This window comes from Halomonas heilongjiangensis, assembly GCF_002879645.1.
Classification (GTDB): domain Bacteria; phylum Pseudomonadota; class Gammaproteobacteria; order Pseudomonadales; family Halomonadaceae; genus Halomonas; species Halomonas heilongjiangensis.
Genome location: NZ_PNRE01000052.1, coordinates 50198 through 75755, shown reverse-complemented (window position 1 = coordinate 75755; position 25558 = coordinate 50198). Strand labels below are relative to the sequence as shown.

24 protein-coding genes are annotated in these 25558 nt (G+C 68.8%); 14 read left to right on the top strand and 10 right to left on the bottom strand.

Annotation, left to right across the window (positions count from 1 at the left end):
- Positions 1-17: 17 nt before the first annotated feature.
- Positions 18-1181: a low temperature requirement protein A gene (locus tag C1H66_RS12240; protein ID WP_102628165.1), complete on the top strand. Its 1164-nt coding sequence runs from the start codon at positions 18-20 to the stop codon at positions 1179-1181.
- Positions 1182-1359: 178 nt separating this feature from the next.
- On the opposite strand, the gene C1H66_RS12235 is transcribed toward C1H66_RS12240, so the two are convergent.
- On the bottom strand, positions 1360-1668 hold the full coding sequence (locus tag C1H66_RS12235; RefSeq protein WP_102628164.1) for a hypothetical protein: 309 nt from the start codon (positions 1666-1668) through the stop codon (positions 1360-1362).
- A 400-nt stretch (positions 1669-2068) separates the two neighbouring features.
- Here C1H66_RS12235 and C1H66_RS12230 point away from each other — a divergent pair, with 400 nt between their 5' ends.
- The 9 genes from C1H66_RS12230 to C1H66_RS12190 all read left to right on the top strand — a co-directional run bounded on the left by C1H66_RS12230 (position 2069) and on the right by C1H66_RS12190 (position 10946).
- Entirely contained in the window at positions 2069-3079 is a 1011-nt protein-coding gene (locus C1H66_RS12230; protein ID WP_306417646.1) for a LacI family DNA-binding transcriptional regulator, read from the top strand.
- A 26-nt stretch (positions 3080-3105) separates the two neighbouring features.
- Positions 3106-3930: a sugar phosphate isomerase/epimerase family protein gene (locus tag C1H66_RS12225; RefSeq protein WP_240618296.1), complete on the top strand. Its 825-nt coding sequence runs from the start codon at positions 3106-3108 to the stop codon at positions 3928-3930.
- A 63-nt stretch (positions 3931-3993) separates the two neighbouring features.
- A complete protein-coding gene (locus tag C1H66_RS12220) occupies positions 3994-4959 on the top strand; it encodes a sugar kinase (protein WP_102628162.1) in 966 nt (321 codons plus the stop codon).
- A 10-nt stretch (positions 4960-4969) separates the two neighbouring features.
- Entirely contained in the window at positions 4970-5956 is a 987-nt protein-coding gene (locus C1H66_RS12215) for a 2-hydroxyacid dehydrogenase (protein ID WP_102628161.1), read from the top strand.
- Between the two features lie 89 nt (positions 5957-6045).
- A complete protein-coding gene (locus tag C1H66_RS12210) occupies positions 6046-7125 on the top strand; it encodes a LacI family DNA-binding transcriptional regulator (RefSeq protein ID WP_102628160.1) in 1080 nt (359 codons plus the stop codon).
- A 63-nt stretch (positions 7126-7188) separates the two neighbouring features.
- Complete coding sequence (locus tag C1H66_RS12205) at positions 7189-8199, top strand: TRAP transporter substrate-binding protein (protein WP_102628159.1); 1011 nt, start codon at positions 7189-7191, stop codon at positions 8197-8199.
- Between the two features lie 77 nt (positions 8200-8276).
- On the top strand, positions 8277-8876 hold the full coding sequence (locus tag C1H66_RS12200; RefSeq protein WP_102628158.1) for a TRAP transporter small permease: 600 nt from the start codon (positions 8277-8279) through the stop codon (positions 8874-8876).
- The gene (locus C1H66_RS12195) at positions 8876-10183 is read left to right on the top strand and encodes a TRAP transporter large permease (protein ID WP_102628157.1); all 1308 of its coding nucleotides are present in this window, start codon (positions 8876-8878) and stop codon (positions 10181-10183) included. Before C1H66_RS12200 ends, C1H66_RS12195 begins: the two co-directional genes overlap by 1 nt.
- Positions 10184-10280: 97 nt before the next feature.
- Positions 10281-10946 carry an HAD-IA family hydrolase gene (locus C1H66_RS12190; protein WP_102628156.1) on the top strand — a complete coding sequence of 222 codons (666 nt, stop codon included), beginning with the start codon at positions 10281-10283 and terminating at the stop codon, positions 10944-10946.
- A 9-nt stretch (positions 10947-10955) separates the two neighbouring features.
- Here the strand turns inward: C1H66_RS12190 and C1H66_RS12185 are convergent, their stop codons facing one another.
- Entirely contained in the window at positions 10956-12173 is a 1218-nt protein-coding gene (locus C1H66_RS12185) for an amino acid deaminase (RefSeq protein WP_240618295.1), read from the bottom strand.
- A 117-nt stretch (positions 12174-12290) separates the two neighbouring features.
- On the opposite strand from C1H66_RS12185, the gene C1H66_RS12180 reads away from it, so the two are divergent.
- The 4 genes from C1H66_RS12180 (at position 12291) to C1H66_RS12165 (ending at position 16679) form a co-directional block, all read left to right on the top strand.
- Entirely contained in the window at positions 12291-13157 is an 867-nt protein-coding gene (locus C1H66_RS12180; RefSeq protein ID WP_102628155.1) for a MurR/RpiR family transcriptional regulator, read from the top strand.
- Between the two features lies 1 nt (position 13158).
- Positions 13159-14646 carry an N-acyl-D-amino-acid deacylase family protein gene (locus C1H66_RS12175; protein ID WP_102628154.1) on the top strand — a complete coding sequence of 496 codons (1488 nt, stop codon included), beginning with the start codon at positions 13159-13161 and terminating at the stop codon, positions 14644-14646.
- Entirely contained in the window at positions 14643-15035 is a 393-nt protein-coding gene (locus C1H66_RS12170) for a RidA family protein (RefSeq protein ID WP_102628153.1), read from the top strand. The genes C1H66_RS12175 and C1H66_RS12170 overlap by 4 nt, the downstream gene beginning before the upstream one ends.
- A gap of 144 nt (positions 15036-15179) precedes the next feature.
- A complete protein-coding gene (locus C1H66_RS12165) occupies positions 15180-16679 on the top strand; it encodes a sodium:solute symporter family protein (protein WP_102628152.1) in 1500 nt (499 codons plus the stop codon).
- Positions 16680-16754: 75 nt separating this feature from the next.
- On the opposite strand, the gene uxuA is transcribed toward C1H66_RS12165, so the two are convergent.
- From uxuA to C1H66_RS12125, 8 genes are all read right to left on the bottom strand, one after another.
- Entirely contained in the window at positions 16755-17930 is a 1176-nt protein-coding gene (gene uxuA, locus C1H66_RS12160; RefSeq protein ID WP_102628151.1) for a mannonate dehydratase, read from the bottom strand.
- 15 nt (positions 17931-17945) lie between these two features.
- On the bottom strand, positions 17946-19436 hold the full coding sequence (locus tag C1H66_RS12155) for a mannitol dehydrogenase family protein (RefSeq protein ID WP_102628150.1): 1491 nt from the start codon (positions 19434-19436) through the stop codon (positions 17946-17948).
- 16 nt (positions 19437-19452) lie between these two features.
- Complete coding sequence (locus C1H66_RS12150) at positions 19453-20733, bottom strand: TRAP transporter large permease (RefSeq protein WP_102628149.1); 1281 nt, start codon at positions 20731-20733, stop codon at positions 19453-19455.
- On the bottom strand, positions 20734-21321 hold the full coding sequence (locus C1H66_RS12145; protein WP_102628148.1) for a TRAP transporter small permease: 588 nt from the start codon (positions 21319-21321) through the stop codon (positions 20734-20736).
- A gap of 47 nt (positions 21322-21368) precedes the next feature.
- Positions 21369-22337, bottom strand: a complete 969-nt coding sequence (locus C1H66_RS12140; RefSeq protein ID WP_102628147.1) for a TRAP transporter substrate-binding protein — start codon at positions 22335-22337, stop codon at positions 21369-21371.
- Positions 22338-22410: 73 nt separating this feature from the next.
- A complete protein-coding gene (locus tag C1H66_RS12135; RefSeq protein WP_102628146.1) occupies positions 22411-23433 on the bottom strand; it encodes a Zn-dependent oxidoreductase in 1023 nt (340 codons plus the stop codon).
- Positions 23434-23443: 10 nt separating this feature from the next.
- Positions 23444-24655: a D-mannonate dehydratase ManD gene (gene manD / locus C1H66_RS12130; RefSeq protein ID WP_102628145.1), complete on the bottom strand. Its 1212-nt coding sequence runs from the start codon at positions 24653-24655 to the stop codon at positions 23444-23446.
- Positions 24652-25389 (bottom strand): GntR family transcriptional regulator, encoded by a 738-nt coding sequence (locus tag C1H66_RS12125; RefSeq protein ID WP_102628144.1) that lies wholly within the window; start codon positions 25387-25389, stop codon positions 24652-24654. Before C1H66_RS12125 ends, manD begins: the two co-directional genes overlap by 4 nt.
- Positions 25390-25558 lie beyond the last annotated feature (169 nt).

The window sequence follows — 25558 nt, the reverse complement described above, 5'->3', positions numbered from 1 at the left end:
GTTCGAGAGAATCGTCGATGTCCCATCCCCTCCGACCGCCGCACCTGCGCCACCGGCTCCCCGAGCACGAAGCGGCCAAGCCCACCTGGCTGGAGCTCTTCTACGACTTGGTGTTCGTCGCCGTCTTCATCCAGATCGGCGACCAGTTGAGTCACGATCTCAGCGCCTCGGGCTTTCTCAAGGTGCTGGTGCTGTTCGCGCCGCTGTGGTGGGTATGGGCGAATGTCGCCTGGTACATGAACCGCTTCGCCGCCGACGATGCCGTGCACCGCTTGCTGCTGCTGGTGCAACTGTTCTTCATCGCCTGGATGGGCCTGAGCGTGCCGAATGCCTTCGGCGACGCCAGCACCCAGTTCGTGGTCTGCTATATCGGCTTCCGCCTCACCATGATCGTTATGTATGCGCGATCGCTGCGCCACGCCCCGGAACAGCGCGAACTGCTGGTGCGCCATATCACCCACTTCCACCTGCCCGGCGCCCTGCTCTGGGCCGGGTCGCTGCTGCTGCCCGTGGAATGGCGCCCCCTGGTCTGGGTGGCCACCTTCCTCTGGGAGGCCTACAGCGCCGTGGCGCCGCGCTTCCTCGCCCTGCTGCGGTGCTTCCCGGTGCATACCCACCACCTGGTCGAACGCTTCGGCACCCTGATCATCCTGGTGCTGGGCGAGACTTTCATCAAGAGCATCTCCGTCGACCCGCCGCCGCCCTTGTCGATGGATACCGCGCTCTTCTCCGCGCCGGCCATCGCCACCTTCTTCGGCCTCTGGTGGCTCTATTTCGCCGCCATCGATGGCGAGCATGCCGCGGCGCGGGTGCTGCGCGAGGATAACCCGGTGCCCTGGATCTTCGCTCATCTACCGCTGGCTCTGGTCTTGATCACCTCCGCGGTGGCCAAGACCAAGCTGTTCGAATCCGTCTTCAGCGATTACACCGACCCACTTTACCCGGCCCTGTATCTCGGCTCGCTGGCGCTGTTCTTCGTGCTGCTCTGCTGCGTCGCCGGCGACCGTCGGCGTAGTGCCATGCGGGCACGGCTGGCGGCGGCGGCGGCCTTTGCGCTGCTGATCCCGGTGGGGATCGTCTGGCCGTTCCCTCCCACCCTGGTCGCGGGGCTGGCCACCGGTATCGTCGCCGTCCTGATCCTGCGCGATACCCTGCGGCTCCCGGCAAAGGAGAACGCATGATCCCGACATCGAGAGGGCGCCCGCCGTCCTGGTCTCGGGCGGCCTGGACACAGCACCGGCGCTGAGGCGAGCACGAAAAAAACCGCCACCGGCAGAGCCGGAGGCGGTCGAGGCGGCTGACGCCAGCGACGTCAGCCGATGGGAGAACCCGCTGCCCCTCCCTGGGCAGCGTCAGGGCTTACCAACCCTGGCCTTCATCATCCTCTTCTTCCCACTCTTCCTCTTCATTCTCCTCTTCGTACTCGAACTCTTCCTCTTCATTCTCCTCTTCGTACTCGAACTCTTGCTCCTCGTTCTCGTACTCGGTGGTGGTATCAAAGCCAGCATCAGCCTCGGCATTACCGCCAGTATCCGGTGCAGGCTCTTCCTGGGGAATCCCCTCCTGCCCCTCTTCCTCATGGAAGTCGGCAAAGGCCAGCGGGCTGGCAGCCAGGCCGAAAGTAATACCGACGATACCGAGTTTCTTGAGGAATTCCTTGGACATCATGTTCGCACCTCCAATGGCGTCTGAACTTGAGTTTCCTTGTGAAGCCTGAGGCTTCGCTCGTCATGCCGGTGAGGGGCCGATTGCCACTTGGCGTGTCTGCGGTCTCGGCCGGCATGTCTTGCTCGCCCTGACTGCTGCAGGGAGCGGGCCAAGGCGGGGCCAGAAACAAATAAAAAACCTTTAAATCAATCGTTTATAAAATACACCGACATCCAGAATCACGGCCGAGCCCCCCTGAACGAGTGGTGATATCTGACACATGGGCCCCGCAGGCACAGCCACACGGGCCGGAGCCGACGACGACCCGCCCCGGGTTGCGTCTTCTTGCCGAACGCATCCGGCCGCACTAGGATGGGAACGTTCCCATCCGAAATCACCGGGGATCATGACGACACCATCATTGCCACGACGAGCCACCATCCTTGAGGTCGCCAGGGCCGCCGGCGCCTCCAAGACCAGTGTGTCGCGCTACTTCGGTGGCGAGCGCGAGCGGCTCTCCCGGGAACTGCAGGGCCGCATCGCCGAGGCCGCCCGACGCCTGGGTTACCACCCCAACCAGATGGCCCGGGGACTCAAGGGCGGGCGGTCGCGACTGATCGGCATGCTGGTGGCGGACATCCGCAACCCCTTCTCGGTGGCGGTGATGCACGGCGTGGAGCAGGCCTGTCGCGAGCAGGGCCTGTCGCTGCTGGTCTGCAACACCGACAACGACCCGGCCCAGGAGCGGGACCACCTGGCGCTGCTCGCCTCCTATCGGGTCGAGGGGCTGGTGGTCAACGCCGCCGGCAGCCCGGACCGCGAGCTGCAGGGGCTGGCGGAGCAGGGCATTCCCCTGGTACTGCTCGATCGCGAGCTGGGCGAGGTCGAAGCCGAGGTGGTGGGGCTCGACAACGCCCGGGCCGTCGACCTGGCCCTGGACCACCTCCAGGGCCAGGGCTATCGAGAGCTGCTCTATGTGAGCGAACCACCGGAACAGGCCAGCCCCCGCCAGGCCCGCCTGAGTCGCTTCCGGCAGGGCATCGAGGCGCGCGACCTCGCCGGCACGGCGCACTGTCAGCCGCTCGATGACGGCGAGTCACTGCAACGCACCATCGCCGACTTCCTGGCCCGCCCCGGCGGGGCCCCCGGGGCGCTGCTCTGTGCCAACGGCAATGCCACCCTGGCGGCGACCCGCGCCCTGCAGGCCCTCGGCGCCCGACTCGGCGAGACGGGCCTGCTGGGCATCGACGAGCTCGACTGGTGCGCGCTGGTCGGCCCCGGCATCACCACCCTGGCCCAGCCCACCGAGGCGATCGGCCGCGCCGCGGTGGAGTGCCTGATGCATCGCCGCGAGGCCGGTGACCGCACGACGCCGGCGCGCCGGGTGCATTTTCAGGCCAGCCTGATCCCGCGCGGCTCCACCCGCCGCTAGCGCCTCCCCTCTCAGAAGGAGCTCCCATGTCCCTCGCTTCCGCCAACGCCATCGCCACCCCGGAAATGGTACCGTTCCCAAGACTCTCTCTTGGAGCCTCGCCGGGTCCCGCCACCCTGGTTGCCACCTCCGCCTATGGCCGCACCCTGATCGAGGCCCGCGGCCAGGCGGCGGTACTGCCCTGGCTCACCGAGGCCGGGGCCGACGGGGTGGAGATCCGCCGCGAGCTGCTGCCGGCGGGCTTCACGGACTTCGTCGCTCTGGGCCGCGACTGTGCCGCCCAGGGCCTGACGGTGGTCTATTCCGCCGCCGATCTCCTCTGGGACGGCACGCATCCCGCCACCGGCCTGGACGCGCGGCTGCGCGAGGCCGTCGCCCTGGGCGCGGCGGCGGTGAAGGTCTCCCTGGGGCACTACGCGGGCGCCGATGAAGCCGCCTGGACGGCACTGCGCACGCGGCTCGCGGCCGCCCCGCCGCTGCTGGTGGAGAATGACCAGACCCCGGAGGGCGGCACCCCGGAACCCCTGGCCGCCTGCCTGGAGGACGCCGCGGCGGCCGGCTGCCCGCTGGCCATGACCTTCGATATCGGCAACTGGCACTGGACCGGCAGCGATCCGCTGGCGGCGGCCCGGCGCCTGGGTCGCTTCGTACGCTATCTACACTGCAAGGGGGTCGCCCATGACGCCGATCGCCCTCGTGCCCGGGTTCCCGACGACGCCGAGCTGGCGGCCTGGGAAGCATTGCTGGCGCACTTCCCGGCCGACCTGCCGCGCGCCATCGAATATCCGTTGGAGGCCCCGGATCCCGTGGCCCTCACCGCCGAGCAGCTGAGCCGGTTGCGCCGGCTCTGATCCCCGGCGACCCTCCCCAACCGTCATCACCAGAACTCTTCACACAGCACAAGAGGACACGCCATGTCGATACCCCCTAGCGCCCCCGAGATCCTCGCCTTCGGCGAGGCCATGACGATGTTCGTCGCCGAGACCCCCGGCGCCCTGGCCGAGGTCGAGCACTTCCAGCGCCGCATCGCCGGCGCCGATACCAACGTGGCCATCGGCCTGGCCCGCCTCGGCTTCCGGGTGGGCTGGCTGAGCCGGGTCGGCGCGGACAGCTTCGGCACCTACCTCCGCCGGGCCCTGGAGGCCGAGGGGCTGGACTGCCGCCACCTGCACGTCGACCCCGAGCACCCCACCGGCCTGGTGTTCAAGGAGCGCGCCCTGAGTGGCGCCGACCCCCATGTGGAGTACATCCGCCGCGGCAGCGCCGCCAGCCATCTGGCACCGGCCGATGCCGAGGACGTCGACTTCTCGGCGCTGCGCCACCTGCACGCCACCGGCATTCCCCCGGCGCTCTCGGCGAGTTGCCGCGAGCTGGCCGAGACCATGCTCGACCGGGCCCGGGCCGCCGGCGCCAGCCTCTCCTTCGACCCCAACCTGCGCCCCAGCCTGTGGAAGAGCGAAGCCGAGATGCGCGACACCCTCAATGCCCTGGCGGCCAGGGCCGACTGGGTGCTGCCGGGGCTGGCCGAGGGCCGCCTGCTGACCGGCCAGGACACCCCCGAGGCGATCGCCGACTTCTATCTCGAGCGCGGCGCCCAGGCGGTGATCATCAAGCTCGGGCCGGAAGGCAGCTACTATCGAGGGAGCCTCGACGGCGTGGAGGAGAGCTTCACCGTGCCCGGGGTGCCGGTGGCCGAGGTGGTCGACACCGTGGGCGCCGGCGACGGCTTCGCGGTGGGGGTGGTCAGCGCCCTGATCGACGGCCGCTCGCCCCGCGAGGCACTGAAGCGCGGCAATCTGATCGGTTCGCTGGCCGTGCAGGTAGTAGGCGATATGGAGGGTCTGCCCGAGCGCGCCCGTCTGAACGAACTGGAATCCTGAGGAGACACCCATGAGGAAGCGTATCCTGGCCTACGGCCGCCTGAGCGAGGCCCAACTGGCCCAGTTGGCCCGGGAATTCGAGGTGCAGACCTTCCCGGGCCTCGAGTCGGCCGACGACCCGGCCTTCCGCGCCGCCCTGCCCGAGGCCCATGGCCTGATCGGCTCGAGCCTCAAGATCACCCCGGAGCTGCTCGACGAGGCGCCCAAGCTGGAGGTGATCGCCAGCATCTCGGTGGGCTACGACAACTATCCCGTCGAGGCGCTGACCGAGCGCGGCATCCTGCTCTGCAACACCCCGGACGTGCTCACCGAGACCACCGCCGACACCGGCTTCGCGCTGATCATGGCCAGCGCCCGCCGGGTGGTGGAGCTGGCCGACTTCGTCAAGCGCGGCGACTGGCAGAAGAGCATCGGCCCCGCCCACTTCGGTAGCGACGTGCACGGCAAGACCCTCGGCATGGTGGGCTTTGGGCGCATCGGCGCCGCCGTGGCACGCCGCGGCGCCCTGGGCTTCGGCATGCGGGTGCTCTACAGCGCCTCGCCCAAGCCGGCCCTGGAGGCGGAGCTCGGCGCCGAGCGCCGCGAGCTCGACGAACTGCTCGCCGAGGCCGACTTCGTCTGCGTCACCGTGCCGCTCACCGCAGCCACCCGCCACCTGATCGGCGCCCATGAGCTTGCGCGCATGAAGTCCTCGGCGATCCTGGTCAATATCGCCCGCGGCCCGGTGGTCGACGAGGCGGCGCTGATCGAGGCCCTGGAGATGGGACGGATCCGCGCCGCCGGCCTCGACGTCTTCGAGCAGGAGCCGCTGTCGCCGGAGTCGCCGCTGCCCCATATGGCCAATGTGGTGGCCCTGCCGCATATCGGCTCGGCGACCCACGAGACCCGCGATGCCATGGCCCAGCGCGCGGTGGACAACCTCGGCCTGGCCCTGCGCGGCGAGCGGCCCATCAGCCTGGTCAACGAGGACGCTTGGGACACACGCCGCGGCCGCTAGGACAGCGATCTTAGACTAAAGGCGATTGGCATGGGCCGGTCGCCTGCTCTATTTTTGGATCAATCCAAAAGCACTTCACCGGAGCTCCCATGTCCCAGGATGCCGCCCCCCGCAAGGGCCAGCGCGACACCGTCAGCGTGACCCTGCAGGACATCGCCGCCCACGCCGGCGTGTCCCGCTCCACGGTGTCGCTGGTGCTGCGCGAGAGCCCGCTGGTGGCCGAGCGCACCCGGCGCAAGGTGCAGCGCTCGATCAAGGCCCTGGGCTACGTCTACAACCGCGGCGCGGCGGCCCTGCGCGGCAGCCGCACCGCGACCCTGGGGGTGGTGGTCTACGACATCGCCAACCCCTTCTTCGGCGCCATGGTGGCGGGCATCGACGCCGCCCTGCACCGCCAGGGCTATGTCTCCTTCCTGGCCAACAGCGAGGACTCGCCCGAGCGCCAGCAACGCTTCCTGGAGCGCATGCGCGAGCACCGCGTCGACGGCATCCTGCTGTGCCCGGCGGAGGGCACCGACCCGGCCCTGATCGCCACCCTGGCCGACTGGGGCCTGCCCTGCATCCAGGTGCTGCGCCACGTGGGTGAGCCGCCCTTCGACTACGCCGGCACCGACTTCCGCCAGGGCGTCTGCCAGGCCATGGATCACCTGGTGGCCCTGGGACACCGGCGCATCGCCTTCCTCGGCGGTCACCGCGAGCACTCGGCGACCCGCGAGCGCTGGCAGGGCTACCGGGAATCGCTGGAGCGTCACGGCCTCGACTACCAGCGCCTGCTGCGCGCCACCGTGACTCGTCGCGACGGCTTCACGCTGATCCAGCAATTGATGGCCGAGTCGCCGGCCCCGACCGCCGTGGTCTGCCATAACGACCTGGTCGCCTTCGGCGCCATGCTCGGGCTGAAGCGCATGGGCCTCACGCCCGGCGTCGACTGCGCGGTGATCGGCACCGACGACCTCGAGGAAGCCGCCCTGGGCGATCCGGCGCTGACCAGCGTCGCCACCCATCCCTATGCCATCGGCGAGGAGGCCGCCCGCCTGGCGCTGCGGCGCATCGCCGATCCCGCGGGGGCCCGGGAGCAGGTCGTGCTCGCCCCCCGCCTCCAGGTTCGTGACTCCTGCGGCGCCCCGGCGTCGTCCGGACCCGCCGCCTCCTCCGGCGGCCATTACTAGCGCGCCTTCCGCGCCGGCTCACTGACCGCCGCTCGATGCGGCGACAACAACAAAGGTGTCATCATGACCAAGAAATGGATCGATCCAAAACAGCCCTCCCGCACCACCCGCACCCTGCTGGGTGGCGCCCTGTTCGCCGCCACCCTGGGCCTGGCCACCACCGCCCAGGCCCTGGAGCTGCGCTTCGGCCACGGCGGTACCGAGGACACCGCCTACCATCTGGGTGCCGAGCGCTTCAAGGCACTGCTCGCCGAGGCCAGCGACGGGGCCATCGAGGTCACCATCCTCGGCAACTCGGTGCTCGGCCACGAGACCGAGATGTTCGAGCAGCAGATGGCCGGCGCCCTGGACGTCTCCATCATCAACCCCGGCCTGATCACCGACTTCTCGCCCACCGCCAACGTCTTCTCGGTGCCCTTCCTGTATCGCGACGTGGCCCATTGGCAGACCGTGCTGGACGGCGAGGTGGGCCGCGAGATCGCCGATCGCATCAGCGAGGAGACCGATGTGCGGGTGCTGGCCTTCTACGGCGGCGGCAAGCGCCAGGTGGTCAGCCGCAACCCCCTGGAGAGCCTCGACGATCTGGCGAGCATGAAGCTGCGCACCAACCCCACCCCGCCGCTGATCACCGCCTGGCAGGCACTGGGCGCCGACCCCACGGTGATGGAGTGGCGCGAGATCTACACCGGCCTGCAGCTGGGCGCCATCGACGGCCTGCTCAACGAGGCGGAGTGGATCCATCGCATGCGCTTCCACGAGGTGGCTCCGCACATCGGCCTCTCCGAGCACGACATCACGGTGCGCCTGCTGACCCTCTCCGAGCAGACCTGGCAGCGCCTCGACGACACGCAGCGCGAGCAGGTGATGGCCGCCGCCGCCGCTTCCGCCGAGTACGCCCGCCAGGTGCAGCTCGAGCAGGACGCCGAGGCCCTGGAGCTGCTGGTCGCGGAGGGTGCCACCCTCCACGAGATGGACCGCGAGGCCATGATGGCGGCCGTCGCCGGTCCCCAGGAAGGCGTGATCGCCGAGATGGGCCTGACCGAGCTCCACCAGATGATCGTCAACGCCCAGTGACCCGGTGCCGGCGCGCCCTCGCGGCGCGCCGGCCACCCTCTCCACACGCCCACCACTCACCCTCACAGGTAATCGCCATGTCCCTGCTGCTTCATGGCCTGGCCCGCCTCAACCGCGTCCTGGAGCGCCTGCTCCACCTGCTGCTGCTGGCGCTGCTGTTCGGCTTCATCCTGCTGATCGTCTACCAGGTGGCCAGCCGCAACCTGCCGCTGCTGCCGCGCCTCTACTGGACCGAGGAGTTCAGCCGCTTCGCCTTCCAGTGGATGATCATGCTGGGCACCGCCGTCGGCGTGCTGCATGCCGACCACTTCGTGCTGGAAGCCTTCCCGCGCGGCTCCCGGGCCGACCTGGCCACCCGGCTGATCCGTGACCTGGCCTGCCTGGCGGTGGGGGTGATCTTCATCGTCTACGGCCGCGACTTCGCCCTCTCCGGACTGCGCCGCAGCGCCACCGCCTCGGGGCTGTCGATGGTCTACGTCTACTCGACCTTCCTGATCAGCGGCGCCTTCATCCTGTTGTTCAGCGTCCAGCGCCTGCTGCACACCGCCCTGCACGGCATGACCGCCATGGAGGCCGCCCTCAACACCCCCGACGAGGTCGTCGAGGCCCTCGAGCACGCCGTCCACCAGGGCGATCCCCTGGCCACCCCCTCAACCCAGCCTGGAGGACGCCCCTGATGCTGTCGATGGATTGGGTCTTTCTGCTGCCCTGGCTGCTGTTCGCCCTGCTCGGCGTGCTGATCGTCGCCGGGGTACCCATCGCCATGGCCCTGGTGCTGACCGCCTTCGGGGTGATCTGGCTCGACCCCCGGCTCACCCACTGGGTGATGTTCCAGCGCATGTACAACGGCATGGACTCCTTCGTGCTGCTCGCCGTGCCGCTCTTCCTGCTGGCCGGCAACCTGATGAACGCGGCGCGCATCACCGACCGCCTGATCACCCTGTGCATGCGCCTGGTGGGCCATATCCGTGGCGCCCTGGCCCATGTCAACGTGATGGTCAGCATGCTGTTCGCCGGCGTCTCCGGCTCCTCCACCGCCGACAGCGCCGGAGTCGGCACGGTGCTGATCCCGGCCATGAAGCGCGAGGGCTACCCGGTGCACTTCGCCGTGGCGGTGACCGCCGCCTCCTCGGTGATGGGCATCATCATCCCGCCCTCCATCAACATGATCGTCTGGGGGGCGCTGACCAACACCTCCATCGCCGGCCTGTTCCTCGGCGGCATCCTCCCCGGGATCCTGATCGGCGTCGCCCAGCTGGCGCTCAACATGGGCTACGTGCGCCGCTACGACGTCCCGGTCCGCAAGCGCGCCTCCCTGGCCGAGCTGATGAGCTCCGGCAAGGACGGCCTGCTGGCGGCGGGCATCCCGGTGGTGATCATCGGCGGCATCACCCTGGGCATCGTCACCCCCACCGAGGCGGCGGTGATCGCGGTGCTCTACGCCCTGGCGCTGGGCTTCCTGGTCTATCGCGAGCTCAAGCCCCGCCAGGTGCTCGAGGCCTCCACCGACACCGTGCGGCTCTGCTCGCTGTCGCTGTTCAGTCTGGTGGGCGCGGCGATCTTCGGCTACCTGATCAGCTTCTACCAGATCCCGCCCAAGCTGATGGCCGGGGTGAACATCACCGACCCCATCGTGCTGCTGCTGATCATGACCCTGGTGATGCTGATCATCGGCACCTTCATGGACTCCCTGCCGGCCATGGCGATCATGGCGCCGATCTTCCAGCCGCTGGCCATGCAGGCCGGGGTGCACCCGGTGCAGTTCGGGGTGATCGCGGTGATGGCCCTCGGCCTGGGGCTGATCACCCCGCCCTACGGCCTGTGCCTGATGATCTCGGCCAAGATCGGCGGCATCCCGCTGCTCAAGGCACTGGCCACCACCCTGCTCTACCTGGCCATCATGCTGGGGGTGATCCTGCTGCTGATCGTCTACCCCGACCTGGTCCTGGCGATTCCCCACGCCCTGGTGCCGGACTTCGTCTGAGGCGGGCCCGTCACATCACCCGACGCCGGGCCCTGTTAAGATGGGCCGGCGTCGCTCACTTTTCCTCCTGCCCCCTGTTCCCGACCGCGAGGCCCCCATGACCCCACCGCTCTGCCTGCTCTTCGACTCCGACGGCACCCTGGTCGACAGCGAGATCCTGCTCGCCGAGGTGATGGGCGAGATCCTGCCGGCCTTCGGCCTGCCCTTCTCCGCCCGGCAGTACATGGAGGAGTTCCGCGGGGTGCGCTTCAAGACCATCATCGAGGCCCTGGAAGCGCGCCACGGCGCCTTGGTCGACGGGCGCTTTCCGGTGATGGAGGACGAGATGCGCGGCCTGATGGAGCGGCGCATGCGCGCCGAGCTCCAGCCCATCGCCGGCATGCCGGCGGCCCTCGACGCCCTGAGCGCCCATCCCAAGGCGGTGGTCTCCAACGGCCCGGAGCCCAAGATCCGCTGCGCCATGGAGAGCACCGGCCTGGCACCCCACTTCGGCGACAACCTGTTCAGCGCCTACACCCTGCAGGTCTGGAAACCCGACCCCGACCTCTACCGCCAGGCCGCCGCGGCCATGGGCCAGGCCCCCGAGCGCTGCGTGGTGATCGACGACGCCACCGTGGGCGTCGCCGCGGGCCTGGCCGCCGGCATGCACGTGGTGCACCTCAACCATTTCCCCGAGGAGGAGGCGACGCCGGAAGGCGCCATCGCCATCCGTCACGCCAGCGAGCTACCGGCGGTGGTGGCCCGGTTGGCCGACTCGGCGTAAGGGAAACGCCTAGAAGCAGGTCGCCAGGTTCTCCTTGACCCGGAGATCCTCGTCCACCAGCAGCAGCCGGCGCCACTTGTCGAAGGTCAGGCAGGGGTGGGAGGTGCCGAAGGCGATCACGTCGCCGACGGCGATCTCGGCATCCTGCGGAATCGCCAGGAAGACGTGCTGGTCCATGATATGCGTCGTGCGCCAGGCACTGATGTCCACCGGCGTCGTGGCCGCCGCCGGCTGCGAGACCAGCGGATGGAGCCGCAGCGGCAGCGGCAGATCCGGCTCGTGACCGATATCGCGCTTGCCCAGGGCGATGACGGCCAGCCCCGGCTCGGGCAGCGACTGCACATGGGCGAAGACCTCCAGCGCCGGCCGTAACTCGTCCTGGAGGTGCGGATGGCGCGCCTTCACATCGGCCATGGCGCCGGCATAGAGCTTGTGATCATGCACCACATAGCAGCCCGGCCGTAGCACCGGCGTGTAGTGCTCGCGCAACTCCGCCTCGTCGAAGGCCTCGGCGATCAGGTCGAACCACTTGGAGCCGGACGCGGTGACGATCGGCGCCTCGCTCTCGAGCACGCCGCTGGCGCGTAGCATCCGGACGGTCGCCACCAACCGCTCGCCATAGGCGCGTACCGCGGCGACCTCGTCACCGCCGGCGATCATGCCCTCGTAGCCTTCGATGCCCACCAGCCTCAGGGCCGGCTCCTCGGCGATCGCCGCCACCAGCGCCTCGACCTGAGCAGCATCGCGGCAGCCGCAGCGCCCACCCGGCACGCCCAACTCGATCAGTACCTGGAGCTCGAGCCTCCGGGCGGCGAAGAAGCGCCCCAGTTGGCGCACGTTCTCGGCGCCATCCACCACGCAATAGAAATCGGCACCCGCCTCCAGGAGATCCGCCACGATGGCCATGTTGGCCTCGCCCACCAGTTGGTTGGCCATCAGCAGCCGCGTCACCCCATGAACGAAGGCGGCGCGACACTGGGGCGCCGTGGCCAGGGTGATGCCCCAGGCGCCGGCCTCGAGCTGACGCCGGAACAGCGCCGGGGTCATGGTGGTCTTGCCGTGGGGCGCCAGCCGGGCGCCATGGGCCTCGGCGAAGCGCTGCATCCACGTCAGGTTGTGGGCCAGCGGCGCCTCATGGAGCACCGCCGCCGGCAGGCTGACCCCCGCCAACAGCTCGGGCCCGGCCTCCTCGGTCCCCTTGTCGCAGCACATCTTCGCTTCGCTCATCGCTCCCTCCCCTCCTGGCGGCGGTCCGCCCGCCATGTCGGATATTTTCAAACATACTTGACGATTGGTTAGAAATTAACATACTTTTCAGCCAAGGCAAGTCACAGGAGCCCTCCAGTGAGCCAAGAAGAGATCGACATCCTGTCGCGCATCACGGCGAACTTCGCCAGCCTGCGCGACGCCGAGAAGAAGGTCGCCGAGCTGATCTACGCCGACATCGACTTCGTCACCGAGGCCACCATCAGCGAGATCGCCGCCCGAGCCGGGGTCAGCGACGCCAGCGTGACCCGCTTCGCCCGCGCCGTGGGCTGCACCAATGTGCGCGACCTCAAGACCCGATTGACCCGCGCCCTGGCCGCCGGCCGGCGCTTCATCCAGGAGGCCGCCCCCGAGGACGGCCCCGGCGCGGTCTACGAGATCGCCACCCAGACACTGGCGCTGAACCGCGAGCTGATGGCCCAGGCCGACGTGGCCGGGGCCACGGACCGCCTGGACGGCGCCCGCCAGATCCTGGTGTTCGGTGCCGGCGGCGGCTCCAGCATGCTCTCCCAGGAGCTGCAGTTCCGCCTGGTGCGCCTGGGCTATGCGGTGAGCGCCTATCCCCAGGCCCTGCTGCCGCGCATGGTGGCCTCGACCCTGGAGCCCGAGGACGTGGTGGTGGTGCTTTCGGTGACCGGCTACACGCCGGAGATGGTGGAGTCGGCGCGCATCGCCCGACAGTACGGCGCCCAGGTGGTGGCGATCACCGCCCAGGGCTCGCCCCTGGCGGAGACCGCCGACGTGGTGCTGCCGGTGGCGGCCCGGGAGACCGACTTCATCTACCACCCGTCCGCCTCCCGCTACGCCATGCTCGCCGCCATCGATGTCCTGGCCCTCGAACTGGCGCTGCGCCACCGGGAACGCAGCCGCGACAAGCTGCGCCGCCTGAAACTCACCCTGGACGCCCACCGCGGCGGCGACAACCGCCAGCCGCTGGGAGACTGAGATGACCTACGACCTGCTGATCCGCAACGCCCGGATCCTCGATGGTACCGGCGACCCAGCCTTCCGGGCCGACGTGGCGGTGCGCGGCGAGCGTATCGCCGCCGTGGGCGAGCTGGCCGGGGCCGGGGCCGAGGCCGAGACCGTCATCGACGCCGCGGGCCGCTATCTGGCACCGGGCTTTATCGATGTGCACACCCACGACGACACCAACGTGATCCGCACCCCGGAAATGCTGCCCAAGCTCTCCCAGGGGGTGACCACGGTGGTGGTGGGCAACTGCGGCATCAGCGCCAGCCCCGTGACCCTCGCAGGCGAGGTCCCCGACCCCATGAACCTGCTGGGCCGGGTCGAGGACTTTCGCTACCCGAGCTTCGCCGCCTATGCCAAAGCGGTGGACACGGCGGCGCCCAGCGTCAACGTCGCCGCCCTGGTGGGCCACACCAGCCTGCGCAGCCAGGTGATGGACGACTTCGCCCGCCCGGCCAGCGCCGCCGAGATCGCCACCATGGGACGCCTGCTGCGCCGGGCCCTGGACGAGGGCGCCCTGGGGCTCAGCTCGGGGCTCGCCTACCGCAACGCCTTCCACGCCCCCACGGCGGAGATGGAGCCGCTGGTGGCCGCGGTGGGTGAGGCCGGCGGCGTCTATACCACTCACCTCCGCGACGAGTTCGCCGGCCTGCCGGGCGCCATGGACGAGGCCTTCGCCACCGCCCGCCACGGCCGGGTACCGCTGGTGATCTCGCACCTCAAGTGCGCCGGCGCCGGCAACTGGGGCGGCGCCCCCCGCGCCCTGGCCAAGCTGGAGGACGCGGCCCGCCACCAGCGCGCCCACTGCGACTGCTACCCCTATACCGCCGGCTCCTCGACCCTCGACCTGGGCCAGGTCACCGACGAGATCGAGATCACCATCACCTGGTCCGAGCCGCATCCCGAGCAGGCGCGCCGCCCGCTCACGGCAATCGCCGAGGAGTGGAACCTGTCGCTGCTGGAGACCGCCGAGCGGCTGCAGCCGGCCGGGGCCGTCTACCACAACATGAGCGAGGACGACATGCGCCGGGTGCTGGCCCACCCGTTGTCGATGGTCGGCTCCGACGGCCTGCCCAACGACCCCCATCCGCACCCGCGGCTGTGGGGTGCCTTCCCCCGGGTGCTGGGCCACTACAGCCGTGACCTGGCGCTGATACCGCTGACCGAAGCGGTACGCAAGATGACTAGCCTCTCGGCGGCCAACTTCGGCCTTATCGACCGCGGCGTGATCCGCGCGGGCGCCTATGCCGACCTGACGCTCTTCGATCTCGCGACCCTGGAAGACACCGCCGACTACGCCACCCCCGTCGCCGCGGCCCGGGGCATCGAGCTGGTGGTGGTCAACGGCGTCATCGGTTACCGCCAGGGCGCGGCCACCGGCGAGCGCGCCGGGCGCATGCTGCGCCGCACCCAGCGCATTCCCAATTCCCTGACCCAACACGATATGGAGAACACCCCATGAGCATTACCCGTTACGGCGTCGAAGGCGGCGTCGGTACCGGCGGCCAGAAGCTGCCCTTCGCCCGCGCCGTGGAGGCCGGCGGCTGGCTCTACGTCTCCGGCCAGACGCCGATGACCGATGGCGAAGTCGTCGAGGGAGGCATCATCGAGCAGACCCGGCTGGCCTTCGACAACTGCCTGACGATCATGCGTGAGGCCGGCTACGACGTGGAGGACGTGGTGCACGTCACCACGGTGCTCACCGACGCCCGCTATTTCTCGTCCTTCAACAAGGTGTTCCGCGAGATCTTCGGCGACCACCCGCCGGCACGCATCTGCAGCGTCCAGGACCTGGTGGTGGACTGCAAGGTAGAGGTGGACGTGAAGTGCTTCCGGGCCGACCGGGCCTGAAGAAGAGGGTGCCGTGCTCCCGGCAAGGAGCACGGCACCAGACCGTCGGCGGATGTTTCCTGACAGACGACGCCCGCCGACGATCGAGACATTGCTTACCCTCGGCCGCGGTAACGGCCGGGCAAACAACGACAAGAGGCTACCATGAATAGTCAAATCTTCCTCGCCACCTTCGTGGCCTACATCGTCGCCATGATCGGCTTCGGCTGGTGGATCTCCCGCCACAAGCGCGGCAACGGCGACGACTTCCTGCTCGGCGGGCGCAGCGTGCCGCTCTTCCTCACCATCGGCACCACCGTGGCCACCATGGTCGGCACCGGCTCGAGCATGGGCGCGGTGGGCTTCGGCTACGCCAACGGCTGGGCCGGCGCCCTCTACGGCATCGGCGGCGCCGTGGGCGTGCTGCTGCTGGCCCTGCTCTTCGCCCCGGTACGCCAGCTGCGCTTCATGACCATGAGCGAGGAGCTCGCCTACTACGTGGGCGCCAACCGCCTGGTGCGCAACCTGGTGGCGCTGCTGATCTACATCGCCTGCATCGGCTGGCTGGGCGCGCATATCCTCGGCGGCGGCCTCTACCTGTCGTGGATGGCCGATATCGACCTGACCACCGCACGCATCCTGGTGGCGCTGGGCTTCGGTGTCTACTGCGTGATCGGCGGCTACTTCGCGGTGATCTGGACCGACACCGTCCAGGCGGTGGTGCTGTTCGCCGGCTTCCTGCTGATGGCGGTGCTGGCGCTGGTGGAAGTGGGCGGCTTCGCCGGCCTCACCGCCAGCATGGATGCCGGCGCCGCCAGCTTCCTCGGCATCGACAAGATCGGCGGCCTGCCGGCGCTGTCGCTGGCCGCGGTGATCGCCGTGGGCGTGCTGGCCACCCCCTCCTTCCGCCAGCGCATCTATTCCGGCGAGTCGGTGAGCTCGGTGCGTCGCTCCTTCGTGATCACCGGCGTGCTCTACCTGGGCTTCTCGATCATCCCGGCGATCATCGGCATGGCCACCCACGCCCTCAACCCGGGACTGGAGAACAGCAACTTCGCCTTCCCCTTCCTGGCCACCGAGATCCTGCCGCTGGGCCTCGGCCTGCTGCTGCTGGTGGCGGGGCTGTCGGCGACCATGTCCAGCGCCAGTTCGGATGCCATCGCCGGGGTCTCGACGCTGATGCGCGACCTCTACGTGCTGGCCACGGGACACACCCCCTCGGCCCGCAACGTGGTGCGCTACTCGCGGATCGCCCTGGTGGCCACCATCGGCCTGGCGCTGGTCTTCGCCCTGACCTCCGACAACGTGATCACCTATATCACCCGCATGATCGCCACCATCATGGCCGGACTCTTCGTCTGCGCCCTGCTGGGCCGCTTCTGGCCGCGCTACAACTGGCAGGGCGCCGTGGCCACCCTGGTCAGCGCCTCGGCCACCTCGCTGGCGATCATCGCCAGCGCCGACTGGAGCGCCTACTGGGGCAATCCCAGCATACCGGCGGTATCGGTGGCACTCGTTGTCGGGGTGGCGGTCAGCCTGCTCACGCCGGCTTCCCGGGTTACGCCCGAGCAGGCACTGGAAGTGCTCAACGAAGAGCGTCGGCGCATGGAGCAGGCCCCCGACGCGGCCCTGTCGGAAGGTCAGATCGCCGCACCCGGCCAGTAAAGGCTCTTCCGACAAACGACACGGCCCCGCCGAGCGATCGGCGGGGCCGCTTCTTCATGGCGAGAGACGGTGGGGTCAGGTGAGCTGGCGCACCGCCAGCTCCACCCCACGCAACTCGGCCAGGCCGCGCAGCCGGCCGTAGAGCGGATAGCCCGGGGCGGTGTCGCGCTGCAGGTCGTCGAGGATGTGATGGCCGTGGTCGGGGCGCAGCGGCAGGCGCGGGCCGCCCTCGCGCTCGCGGCGGCGCTGCTCCTCCACCAGCGCCTGGATCACCGCCACCATGTCGACATCGCCGTCGAGATGCGGCGCCTCATGGAAGGAGCGCGGATCCGGCGCCTCGCGCCGGGTCGAGCGCAGGTGGGCGAAGTAGACTCTCGGGCCGAAGCGCCGCGCCATCGCGGCCAGGTCGATGTCCGCCCGCACCCCGTAGGAGCCGGTGCACAGCGTCAGGCCGTTGGCCGGGCTGGGCACGACGTCGAGGAGCCACTGGGCGTCCTCCGGCGTGGAGACCACCCGCGGCAGCCCGAGCATGGGGCGCGGCGGGTCGTCGGGATGGATCGCCATGCGGATGCCGACCTCCTCGGCCACCGGGATCACCGCCTGCAGGAAATAGCCCAGGTGCTCGCGCAGGCGCGCGGCGTCGATCCCGGCGTACTCGGCCAGCACGTCGCGGAACTGCGCGAGCGTATAGTGCTCCTCGGCCCCCGGCAGGCCGGCGATCAGGGTATCGACCAGCGTGTCGCGCTCGGCCGCCTCCAGGCCGTCGAGGTAGCGCCGGGCCTCGGCCCGCTCCTCGTCGCCGTATTCGGCCTCGGCACCGGGGCGCGCCAGCAGATACAGATCGAAGGCGGCGAAGGCGACCTGATCGAAGCGTAGCGCCAGGGCCCCATCGGGCAGGCGATAGCGCAAGTCGGTGCGGGTCCAGTCGAGCACCGGCATGAAGTTGTAGCAGACGGTGTCGATGCCGCAGGCCGCCAGGTGGCGCAGGGTCTGGCAGTAGGTGGCGATCAGGGCATCGCGTTCGGGTCGGCCCTGCTTGATCGCCTCGTGGACCGGCACGCTCTCCACCACCGACCAGGTCAGGCCGGCGGCCTCGATCAGCGCCTTGCGCTCGGCGATCGCCTCCAGCGACCAGACTCGGTCGTTGGGCACCTCGTGCAGCGCCGTGACGATGCCGGTCGCCCCGGTCTGGCGAATCTCGTCGAGACGGATGGGGTCCTTCGGGCCGAACCAGCGCCAGGTATGCTCCATGAAGGTCTCCTCGTGTCAGGTCCGCTCCAGGGCGGCGAGCGCCCCGGCAAGCCCCTCTCGTGTCAGTGTCCGATAGGCACCGAACACCGCTGTGACAAAGGACGGCTGTCGGGCCAGCGCAGGCGGTATCACGTCGTGCATGGCCAGGAAGGCATTCACCAGGGCTTCGGCATCCTGGCCATACTGCCCATGCAACTCGGCGAAACGCGCGGCCAGCGGGTCGTCGATCGGATAGCGGGTCCCCTGCAGGTCTTGGCTCGCGGTATAGCGGATCCAGGCGGCCACGCCCAGGGCTATGCAGGGGGCGTCGTGGCCGGCCTCGAGGCGCGCCAGGGTGCCGAGCAGCCAGCGCTGGGGAAGCTTCTGGCTGCCGTCCATGGCGATCTGCTGCAGCCGATGGCGCAGGCTGTCGTTGGCGAAGCGCGCCAGCAACGACTCGCCATAGGCGGCCAGGTCGGTGCCCGCGGGCATCGCCAGCGTCGGCGCGGCCTCGGTCAGCATATAGCGGCGCAGCAGCGTGCCCAGGTCCCGGCGGTTGACCGCCTCGAAGACCGTCTCGATGCCCGCCAGGGCACCCAGGTAGGCCAGCAGCGAGTGGCTGCCGTTGAGCAGGCGCAGCTTCATGGTCTCGAAGGGGGCGACGTCGGCGACCATCTCCACCCCATCGGCTTCCCAGGCCGGCCGGCCCTGGGGGAAGTCATCCTCCACCACCCACTGGCTGAACGCCTCCCCCACCACCGCGTTGGGATCCTCGACGCCCAGCTCAGCGAGGCGAGCGAAATCGGCGTCGGTCATGGCCGGCACGATGCGATCGACCATGCTGCACGGGAAGGCCACCTCGCGCTCGATCCAGGCGGCCAGTTCGGCATCGCGCCGTGCGGCGAGCTGGATCACCGCGGCGCGGGTGCGCCTGCCGTTGTCCGGCATATTGTCGCAACTGAGTACCGCGAAGGGGGCCAGGCCTGCCGCCCGGCGACGCGCCAGTGCCTCGACCAGCAGCCCGGGAGCGGTACGCGGCGTGTGTGGCGTGGCGATATCGGCGGCGACCATGGGGTCGTCGGTGAGCAGCTCGCCGCTCGCCGGGTTGAGGAAGTAGCCCTTCTCGGTGACGGTCAGGGTGACGATACGCACCGACGCATCGCTCATCCGCGCCAGCAGCGGCGCCAGGTCGCGCCCCCACTGGCCGTCGGCGTCGCGGCCCATGCCCTTGTCCTGACCCGTGAAATGCGTCTCCTCGAGCACCCCGATCTCGCGCAGGGTGACGGTCTGGCTGTCGGCGTACTCGGCGACATGATAGCGATGGCCGGCGGCTGCCAGGCTATCCACCAGGCCGACATTGCCGCGCAGGTTGGCGCTGCACACCCCCCAGGTGTCATCGCCGCTGCGCTGGCGGTAGCGCTCCAGGTAGACCGCCTGGTGGGCACGATGGAAGGCCCCCAGGCCGAGATGGACGATGCCGATGGCCCCACGCCGTGGCGCCGCCGGGTAACGGGTGATGGCCATCATCTCTCCTTGTAGTGGGTCATTCGCCCATGATCAGGGTCGGCAGCCACAGCGACACCGCCGGCACATAGGAGACCAGCAGCAGCACGGCGATATTGCAGACCAGGAACGGCACGATGGCCCGGGCCACGGTCAGCATCGGCAGCTTGCCGATGCCCGACACGACGAACAGGCAGACGCCCACCGGCGGCGTGGTCAGGCCGATCATCAGGTTGAGCACGGCCATGACGGCGAAGTGCACCGGATCGAGACCGACACCGGTGGCGACACCGAGCAGCGCCGGGAACAGGATGATCAGCGCGGCGATGGTCTCCATGAAGGCGCCGACGAACAGCAGGATCAGGTTGAGGATCAGGATCACGATGAGCGGGTTTTCGCTGATCGACAGGATCAGGGCGGCGATCATCTGCGGCACCTGCTCGCTGGTCAGTATCCAGCCGAACAGGTTGGCCAGCCCCACCAGCAGCAGCAGTGCCGAGGAGGTGAGCACCGTATCGCTGAGGATGCCCGGCAGCTTGCGCCAGGAGAGCCCCTTGTAGATATACATGCCCACCACCAGCGCATAGAGGCTCGCCACGATCGACGCCTCGGTGGGCGTGAAGAAGCCGCCGATGATCCCGTAGAGGATGATCACCGTCATCAGCAGCGCCCAGAAGGCGGTGCGCCCCTCGCGCAGCAGCTCCAGGAAGGTGGCCCGCTCGCCCCTGGGATAGCCACGCCGCACGGCGAGGATATACACCGTGATCATCATCGCCAGGCCCAGCAGCAGGCCGGGAACGGCGCCGGCCAGGAACATCCGCCCCACCGAGACGCCGGACAGCGAACCGGCGATGATCATCGGCACGCTGGGCGGGATGATGGGCCCCACCGTGGACGAGGCAGCCGTCACGGCCGCCGCGAAGGGCTTGTCGTAGCCGGAACGCGCCATGCCGGGGATCATCACCGAACCGATGCTCGCCGAATCGGCGACGGCGGTGCCCGAGATGCCGCCGAAGATCATCGATCCCCCCACGTTGGCCAGCCCCAGGCCACCGCGGATATGCCCCAGCAGGGCATTGGAGAAGCGAATGATATGTTCGGTGATGTTGCCGACGTTCATCAGGTTGCCGGCCAGTACGAAGCCGGGAATGCACAGCAGCACGAAGGTATCGATACCGGCGTACATGCGCTGCGGCACGATGGTCAGGGAGATGCCTTCCAGCAGCAGATAGACCAGCGAGGCGATGCCCAGGGCGAAGGCGATCGGCAGGCCGACGACCAGCAGTACCAGAAAGGTGGTGAACAGCAGGATGACTTCCATTCAGCGTGCCTCCGCGTCGTGGTCGGCGGGCCGGCGCAGCATGGCGGCCATGCCCTCCAGAAAACCGATGGCGCTGTAGACCAGCAGCAGCACGAACATCACCACGGTGGAAAAGAAGATGTAGAGCATGGGCACCTTGAGCGTCGGCGAGGTCTGCCAGGCGCCGTTCTGGGCGTACTGCCAGGCATAGGGCAGCACGATCCAGGCGAAGCCGCCGATCAGCAGACACACCAGCGCCTGGTAACCGGCCCGGGCCCGGGGCCCCAGGCAGTGATGGAACAGCTCGACGTTGACGTTGCGGTTACGGCGCAGCACCACCCCCGCCGACAGCGCCACCATGTAGACGAACAGGTAGCGCGACAGCTCCTCGGTCCAGGCCATCGGGAACGGCAGGAACAGGCGGCCGGAAATCTGCAGCAGCACGGTGCCGGCGATCGCCACCAGGGCCATCACCGCCAAGCCGGTGAATAGCGCATCGATCCAGCCGATCAGGCGCCCCACCTGCCCTCGGAAGGCGGGCACCACCGAGAGGGTGTCGAGGCTGTCGATGGCCTCCTGCTCGAGGGCCTTGTGTTCGGGTGTCGTCATTGGCGTGCCCCTCGCGGGGCGGGCAACGCCGTGCCCGCCCCCATGGCTCACAGGTCCTGGATGGCGTCGAACAGCGCGCGCTGCTCGTCATCCAGCGCTTCCAGCACCGCCGGCCGCGCCTTCTCGGCGAAGGCCTCGATATCGACCTCGACGAACTCCATGCCGCGATCGGTCAGGGCCTGCTCGAGACGCCGCTGGTCCTCCTCGAACAACTCGGCCTGGTAGTCCTGCATCACCTCGGCGGCATCGAAGACCACCTGCTGCAGGTCGTCGGGCATGCTCTCCAGGGTATTGCGACCGATCACCACATAGATCCAGCTACGCACATGGCCGGTGAGGTTCACGTAGTCCTGCACCTCATAGAAGCTGGCGCTCTCGATCAGGCTGAGCGGGTTTTCCTGGGCCTGGATGGTGTTCTGCTGCAGGGCGGTGAACACCTCGCTGAAGGCCATCGGCGTCGGCCGCGCGCCCAGCGCCTCCCAGGTATCGACGAACAGCGGCACGTTGGGCACCCGCAGGCGCATGCCGTCGAGGTCGTCGGGATGCTCGACACGGCGATTGGCGGTCAGCTCGCGGGGACCGCGCTCGAACCAGGCCAGCGGCACCAGGTTGGCCTGCTCGGTGATCTGCGCCTCGATCTCCTCGCCGATCTCGCCACTCACCGCGGCCTGCAGATGCTCGGAATCGCGGAAGGCGTAGGGCACCGCCATCATCGCCGCCTTGGGCGCCCAGTTCTGCAGGCTCTCGCCGGTGATGGTCATCTCGGCGGTACCCAACTGGATGCTGTTGATCACATCCATCTCGCTGCCGAGCTGCTCATTGGGATAGATGCGTACCTCGATGCGCCCGTCGGAGTTGGCCTCGACCTCCTCCTTGAACTTCTCGGCGGCCTGGTGCCAGATGTTCTGCTCGTTGGCCAGGTGGCCGAAGCGCAGCGTGTAGTCGGCGGCCAGGGCGGCCTGGCTGCCGATCAGGGCGGCGCCGAGTACGGCACCGGTGATGAGTCGCTTGATCATGGCGTTGACTCCTGCACATGCGGTTTGTGAGTTGTGATGGCAGTGCTTGCGGCATGGCATATGCCGTTGGTCCTCAGATGCCGATCTCGATCAGCACCTTGCGGGCCCTTTCGGGATGGTGGTCGAGCATCTCGATGGCGCCGGGCATCTCGTCGAACGGCAGCCGATGGCTGACCAGCGCCGCACCATCGAGGGCACCGGACGCCAGCAGCTCGAGCACCTCCGGAAACTTGCGGTTGTTGAGCCGCGACCCGACCAGGGTCAGCTCCTTCTTGATCACCTCGAGCTGCACCAGGTCGCTGGGGGTGGGGTTGAAGCCGAGCAGGCCGATGCGCCCCGCCGCCGAGGCCAGGCGCAGCATCTGCGGCAGCAGTGCCGGCACGCAGGCGGCATCGGCGATCAGCGGCACGCCCTCGCCGTCGGTGAGGCGCATCACCTCCGCCTCGACGTCGTCGCGGCTGCCGTCAAGGGTGCGCCACGCGCCCAGCTCACGGGCCGTGGCCAGGCGCTCGTCGATGACGTCGCTGACGATCACCTCCTCGATCCCCCTGGCCCGCGCCATCTGCAGCACGGTCAGGCCGATCACCCCGGCGCCGTACACCAGCAGGCGATCGCCCGGCTGCGGCTGCATGCGGTCGAGCACGTTGGCGGCGATGCTGTAGGGCTCGACCAGGGCGGCGACATCCAGCGCCAGGCCGTCCGGCAGCCGGTGCAGGTTGGCCGCCGGCACGGCGACGCGCTCCCCGAAGCCGCCATCGCGATGCACGCCGATCACTTCCAGCGAGGTGCAGACGTTGGGCCGCCCGATGCGACAGGGGTAGCAGTGGCCACAGCTGATCACCGGATCGATGCAGACGCGATCGCCCACCGCCACCCCGTCGACGCCCTCCCCCACCGCCTCGACGATCCCGGCGAACTCATGGCCGGTGATGCGCGGAAAGCGCACGAAGGCGTTGTCGCCATGGATGATATGCATGTCCGACCCGCAGATACCGGCATAGGCGACGCGGACCAGCGCCTCGCCGGGGGCGGCCGTGGGAACCGCCACGTCGGCGATCCGATAGTCCAGCGGCGCATTGACCTGGAATGCCTTCATGTTCGTCTCCTCACCAGTGCCATAGGGTGCCGTCTTCCAGCCGGTTGACCGGCAGGCTGGCACGCTTGTAGGGGTACTGCTTGGCCAGCGCCTCATCGATGTCGACGCCGTGTCCCGGCGCCTCGCCGACCAGGAAGTGGCCGTCCTCGAAGCGGTAGTCGTGGGGAAAGACCGCATCGGTCTCCGCGGTGTGGGGCATGTGCTCCTGGATGCCGAAGTTGGGCACCCAGGTATCGAAGTGGATGGCCGCGCCCAGGCACACCGGCGACAGGTCCGTCGGCCCGTGGAAGCCGGTGCGCACGTGATAGAGCCCGGCCAGGTCGGCGATGCGCCGCACATGGGTGAGGCCGCCGCCGTGGGAGAGCGGCGTGCGGATGTAGTCGATCCACTGGTTCTCGAGCAGCTCGCGGTAGTCGTGGATCGAGTTGAACACCTCGCCCACCGCCAGCGGCGTGGTGGTGTGCTGGCGAATCAGCCGGAAGCTCTCCTGGTTCTCGGCCGGCACGCAGTCCTCCAGCCAGAACAGGTGGTAGGGCTCCACCGCCTTGCCCAGGCGTGCCGCCTCGATGGGTGTCAGCCGATGGTGAACGTCGTGCAGCAGGTGGATGTCGTCGCCGAAGCGCTCGCGCACCGCGGCGAACAGCTTGGGCACGTGATTGAGGTACTTCTCGGTGCTCCACACGTGCTCGGCGGGCAATTCGGCGTCGGCGGGCTCGTAGCGCTCGCCTTCGCGCTTGGCCACGCCGTAGATGGTCGGAATCCCCGGCACCCCGGCCTGAACCCGGACCGCCCGGTAGCCCAGCGCAATATGTTTCTCGACCTCGTCCAGGCAGCCGTCGATGTCGCGTCCGGTGCAGTGGGCATAGGTCATCACCCGCTCGCGGCTCTTGCCGCCGAGCAGTTGGTAGAGGGGCATGTTCGCCGCCTTGGCCTTGATATCCCACAGCGCCAGGTCGACGGCCGAAATCGCCGCCATGGTCACCGGGCCGCGGCGCCAGTAGGCGCCGCGATAGAGATAGTGCCAGATGTCCTCGATGCGGCTGGCGTCGCGGCCGATCAGGGCAGGCAGCACGTGCTCCTCGAGATAGGCGACCACGGCCAGCTCCCGGCCGTTGAGGGTGGCGTCGCCGATGCCGTAGACGCCCTCGTCGGTGACGATCTTGAGGGTGACGAAGTTGCGTCCCGGCGAGGTGACGATCACATAGGCGTCGCTGATCTTCATGGGCGCGCCTCCGCGACGAGTGACGGGGTCTGCCGGGTGTCGAACATCTCGGGAAAGCGCCGCATCAACTCGGGCAGCGACTGCAGGATCTCCTGCTGATGGAGGCCCATCGCCCGGGCAGCGAGGTCGGGGTCCCGGGCGGCGATGGCATCGACGATCGCCTGGTGCTGGTCGGTCAGCTTGAGGATCGGCGTCGAGTCCGGGATGCTCAGGTAGCGAACCCGGTCGAGCTGTGCCTTGACGTCCTCGGTGACCCGCCACGCAGTGGTATGCCCCGTGCCCAGCGCCAGGGCGCGGTGGAAGGCCTCGTCGAGCAGGAAGAAGCGGTCGTGGTCCTGCGGCTCGATGCAGTTCCGCTGGCGCTCGATCAGCTCGTTCAGCTCCCCCAGGGTGCGCGGCGCCAGCCCGCACTCGGCGGCCTCCCGGGCCACCGCCACCTCGACCGCCTCACGGACGAAACGCGCCTCGAGCACGGCCTGGCGGGAGATCCTCACCACGTAGGTACCGCGCTGTGGCCGCACCTCCACCAGGCCGGCTTCGGACAAGCGGATGAAGGCTTCCCTGACCGGCTGGCGGCTCACCGCGAAGGTCTCGGCGATCTCCTTTTCGGAGAGCGCCTGGCCCGGCGCCAGCACCATGCGAATGATCGACTGGCGCAGCACCTGATGAAGACGCTGGCGCACCGAGCCCTCGTCTCGTGTGTCCTGCCACAGGGCCTGCAAGCTGGTATTCATGGCGACTCCCCGACCATGTTGTGCGTTGCCGGTACTCATCGGCTGATATGACTAGTATGGTAGTATGGCGAAAAAAATAGAAGCCCGGATGAATTCGACCTTGGTCGCACCTTGAAGAACCGGGAAAATACGGCAATACTGTTTGGAAACAGCGTTCGTAAAGATATGT

Excerpts from the sequence above, each read along its gene's own strand:
- C1H66_RS12190 (WP_102628156.1), top strand. The coding sequence starts at position 10,281 with ATGACCCCACCGCTCTGCCTGCTCTTCGACTCCGACGGCACCCTGGTC.
- C1H66_RS12165 (WP_102628152.1), top strand. The coding sequence starts at position 15,180 with ATGAATAGTCAAATCTTCCTCGCCACCTTCGTGGCCTACATCGTCGCC.
- C1H66_RS12195 (WP_102628157.1), top strand. The coding sequence starts at position 8,876 with ATGCTGTCGATGGATTGGGTCTTTCTGCTGCCCTGGCTGCTGTTCGCC.
- C1H66_RS12125 (WP_102628144.1), bottom strand. The coding sequence starts at position 25,389 with ATGAATACCAGCTTGCAGGCCCTGTGGCAGGACACACGAGACGAGGGC.
- C1H66_RS12155 (WP_102628150.1), bottom strand. The coding sequence starts at position 19,436 with ATGATGGCCATCACCCGTTACCCGGCGGCGCCACGGCGTGGGGCCATC.
- C1H66_RS12175 (WP_102628154.1), top strand. The coding sequence starts at position 13,159 with ATGACCTACGACCTGCTGATCCGCAACGCCCGGATCCTCGATGGTACC.
- C1H66_RS12150 (WP_102628149.1), bottom strand. The coding sequence starts at position 20,733 with ATGGAAGTCATCCTGCTGTTCACCACCTTTCTGGTACTGCTGGTCGTC.
- C1H66_RS12145 (WP_102628148.1), bottom strand. The coding sequence starts at position 21,321 with ATGACGACACCCGAACACAAGGCCCTCGAGCAGGAGGCCATCGACAGC.
- uxuA (WP_102628151.1), bottom strand. The coding sequence starts at position 17,930 with ATGGAGCATACCTGGCGCTGGTTCGGCCCGAAGGACCCCATCCGTCTC.
- C1H66_RS12140 (WP_102628147.1), bottom strand. The coding sequence starts at position 22,337 with ATGATCAAGCGACTCATCACCGGTGCCGTACTCGGCGCCGCCCTGATC.
- C1H66_RS12215 (WP_102628161.1), top strand. The coding sequence starts at position 4,970 with ATGAGGAAGCGTATCCTGGCCTACGGCCGCCTGAGCGAGGCCCAACTG.
- C1H66_RS12185 (WP_240618295.1), bottom strand. The coding sequence starts at position 12,173 with ATGAGCGAAGCGAAGATGTGCTGCGACAAGGGGACCGAGGAGGCCGGG.
- C1H66_RS12240 (WP_102628165.1), top strand. The coding sequence starts at position 18 with ATGTCCCATCCCCTCCGACCGCCGCACCTGCGCCACCGGCTCCCCGAG.
- C1H66_RS12135 (WP_102628146.1), bottom strand. The coding sequence starts at position 23,433 with ATGAAGGCATTCCAGGTCAATGCGCCGCTGGACTATCGGATCGCCGAC.
- C1H66_RS12235 (WP_102628164.1), bottom strand. The coding sequence starts at position 1,668 with ATGATGTCCAAGGAATTCCTCAAGAAACTCGGTATCGTCGGTATTACT.
- C1H66_RS12200 (WP_102628158.1), top strand. The coding sequence starts at position 8,277 with ATGTCCCTGCTGCTTCATGGCCTGGCCCGCCTCAACCGCGTCCTGGAG.
- C1H66_RS12220 (WP_102628162.1), top strand. The coding sequence starts at position 3,994 with ATGTCGATACCCCCTAGCGCCCCCGAGATCCTCGCCTTCGGCGAGGCC.
- C1H66_RS12225 (WP_240618296.1), top strand. The coding sequence starts at position 3,106 with ATGTCCCTCGCTTCCGCCAACGCCATCGCCACCCCGGAAATGGTACCG.
- C1H66_RS12205 (WP_102628159.1), top strand. The coding sequence starts at position 7,189 with ATGACCAAGAAATGGATCGATCCAAAACAGCCCTCCCGCACCACCCGC.
- manD (WP_102628145.1), bottom strand. The coding sequence starts at position 24,655 with ATGAAGATCAGCGACGCCTATGTGATCGTCACCTCGCCGGGACGCAAC.
- C1H66_RS12210 (WP_102628160.1), top strand. The coding sequence starts at position 6,046 with ATGTCCCAGGATGCCGCCCCCCGCAAGGGCCAGCGCGACACCGTCAGC.
- C1H66_RS12170 (WP_102628153.1), top strand. The coding sequence starts at position 14,643 with ATGAGCATTACCCGTTACGGCGTCGAAGGCGGCGTCGGTACCGGCGGC.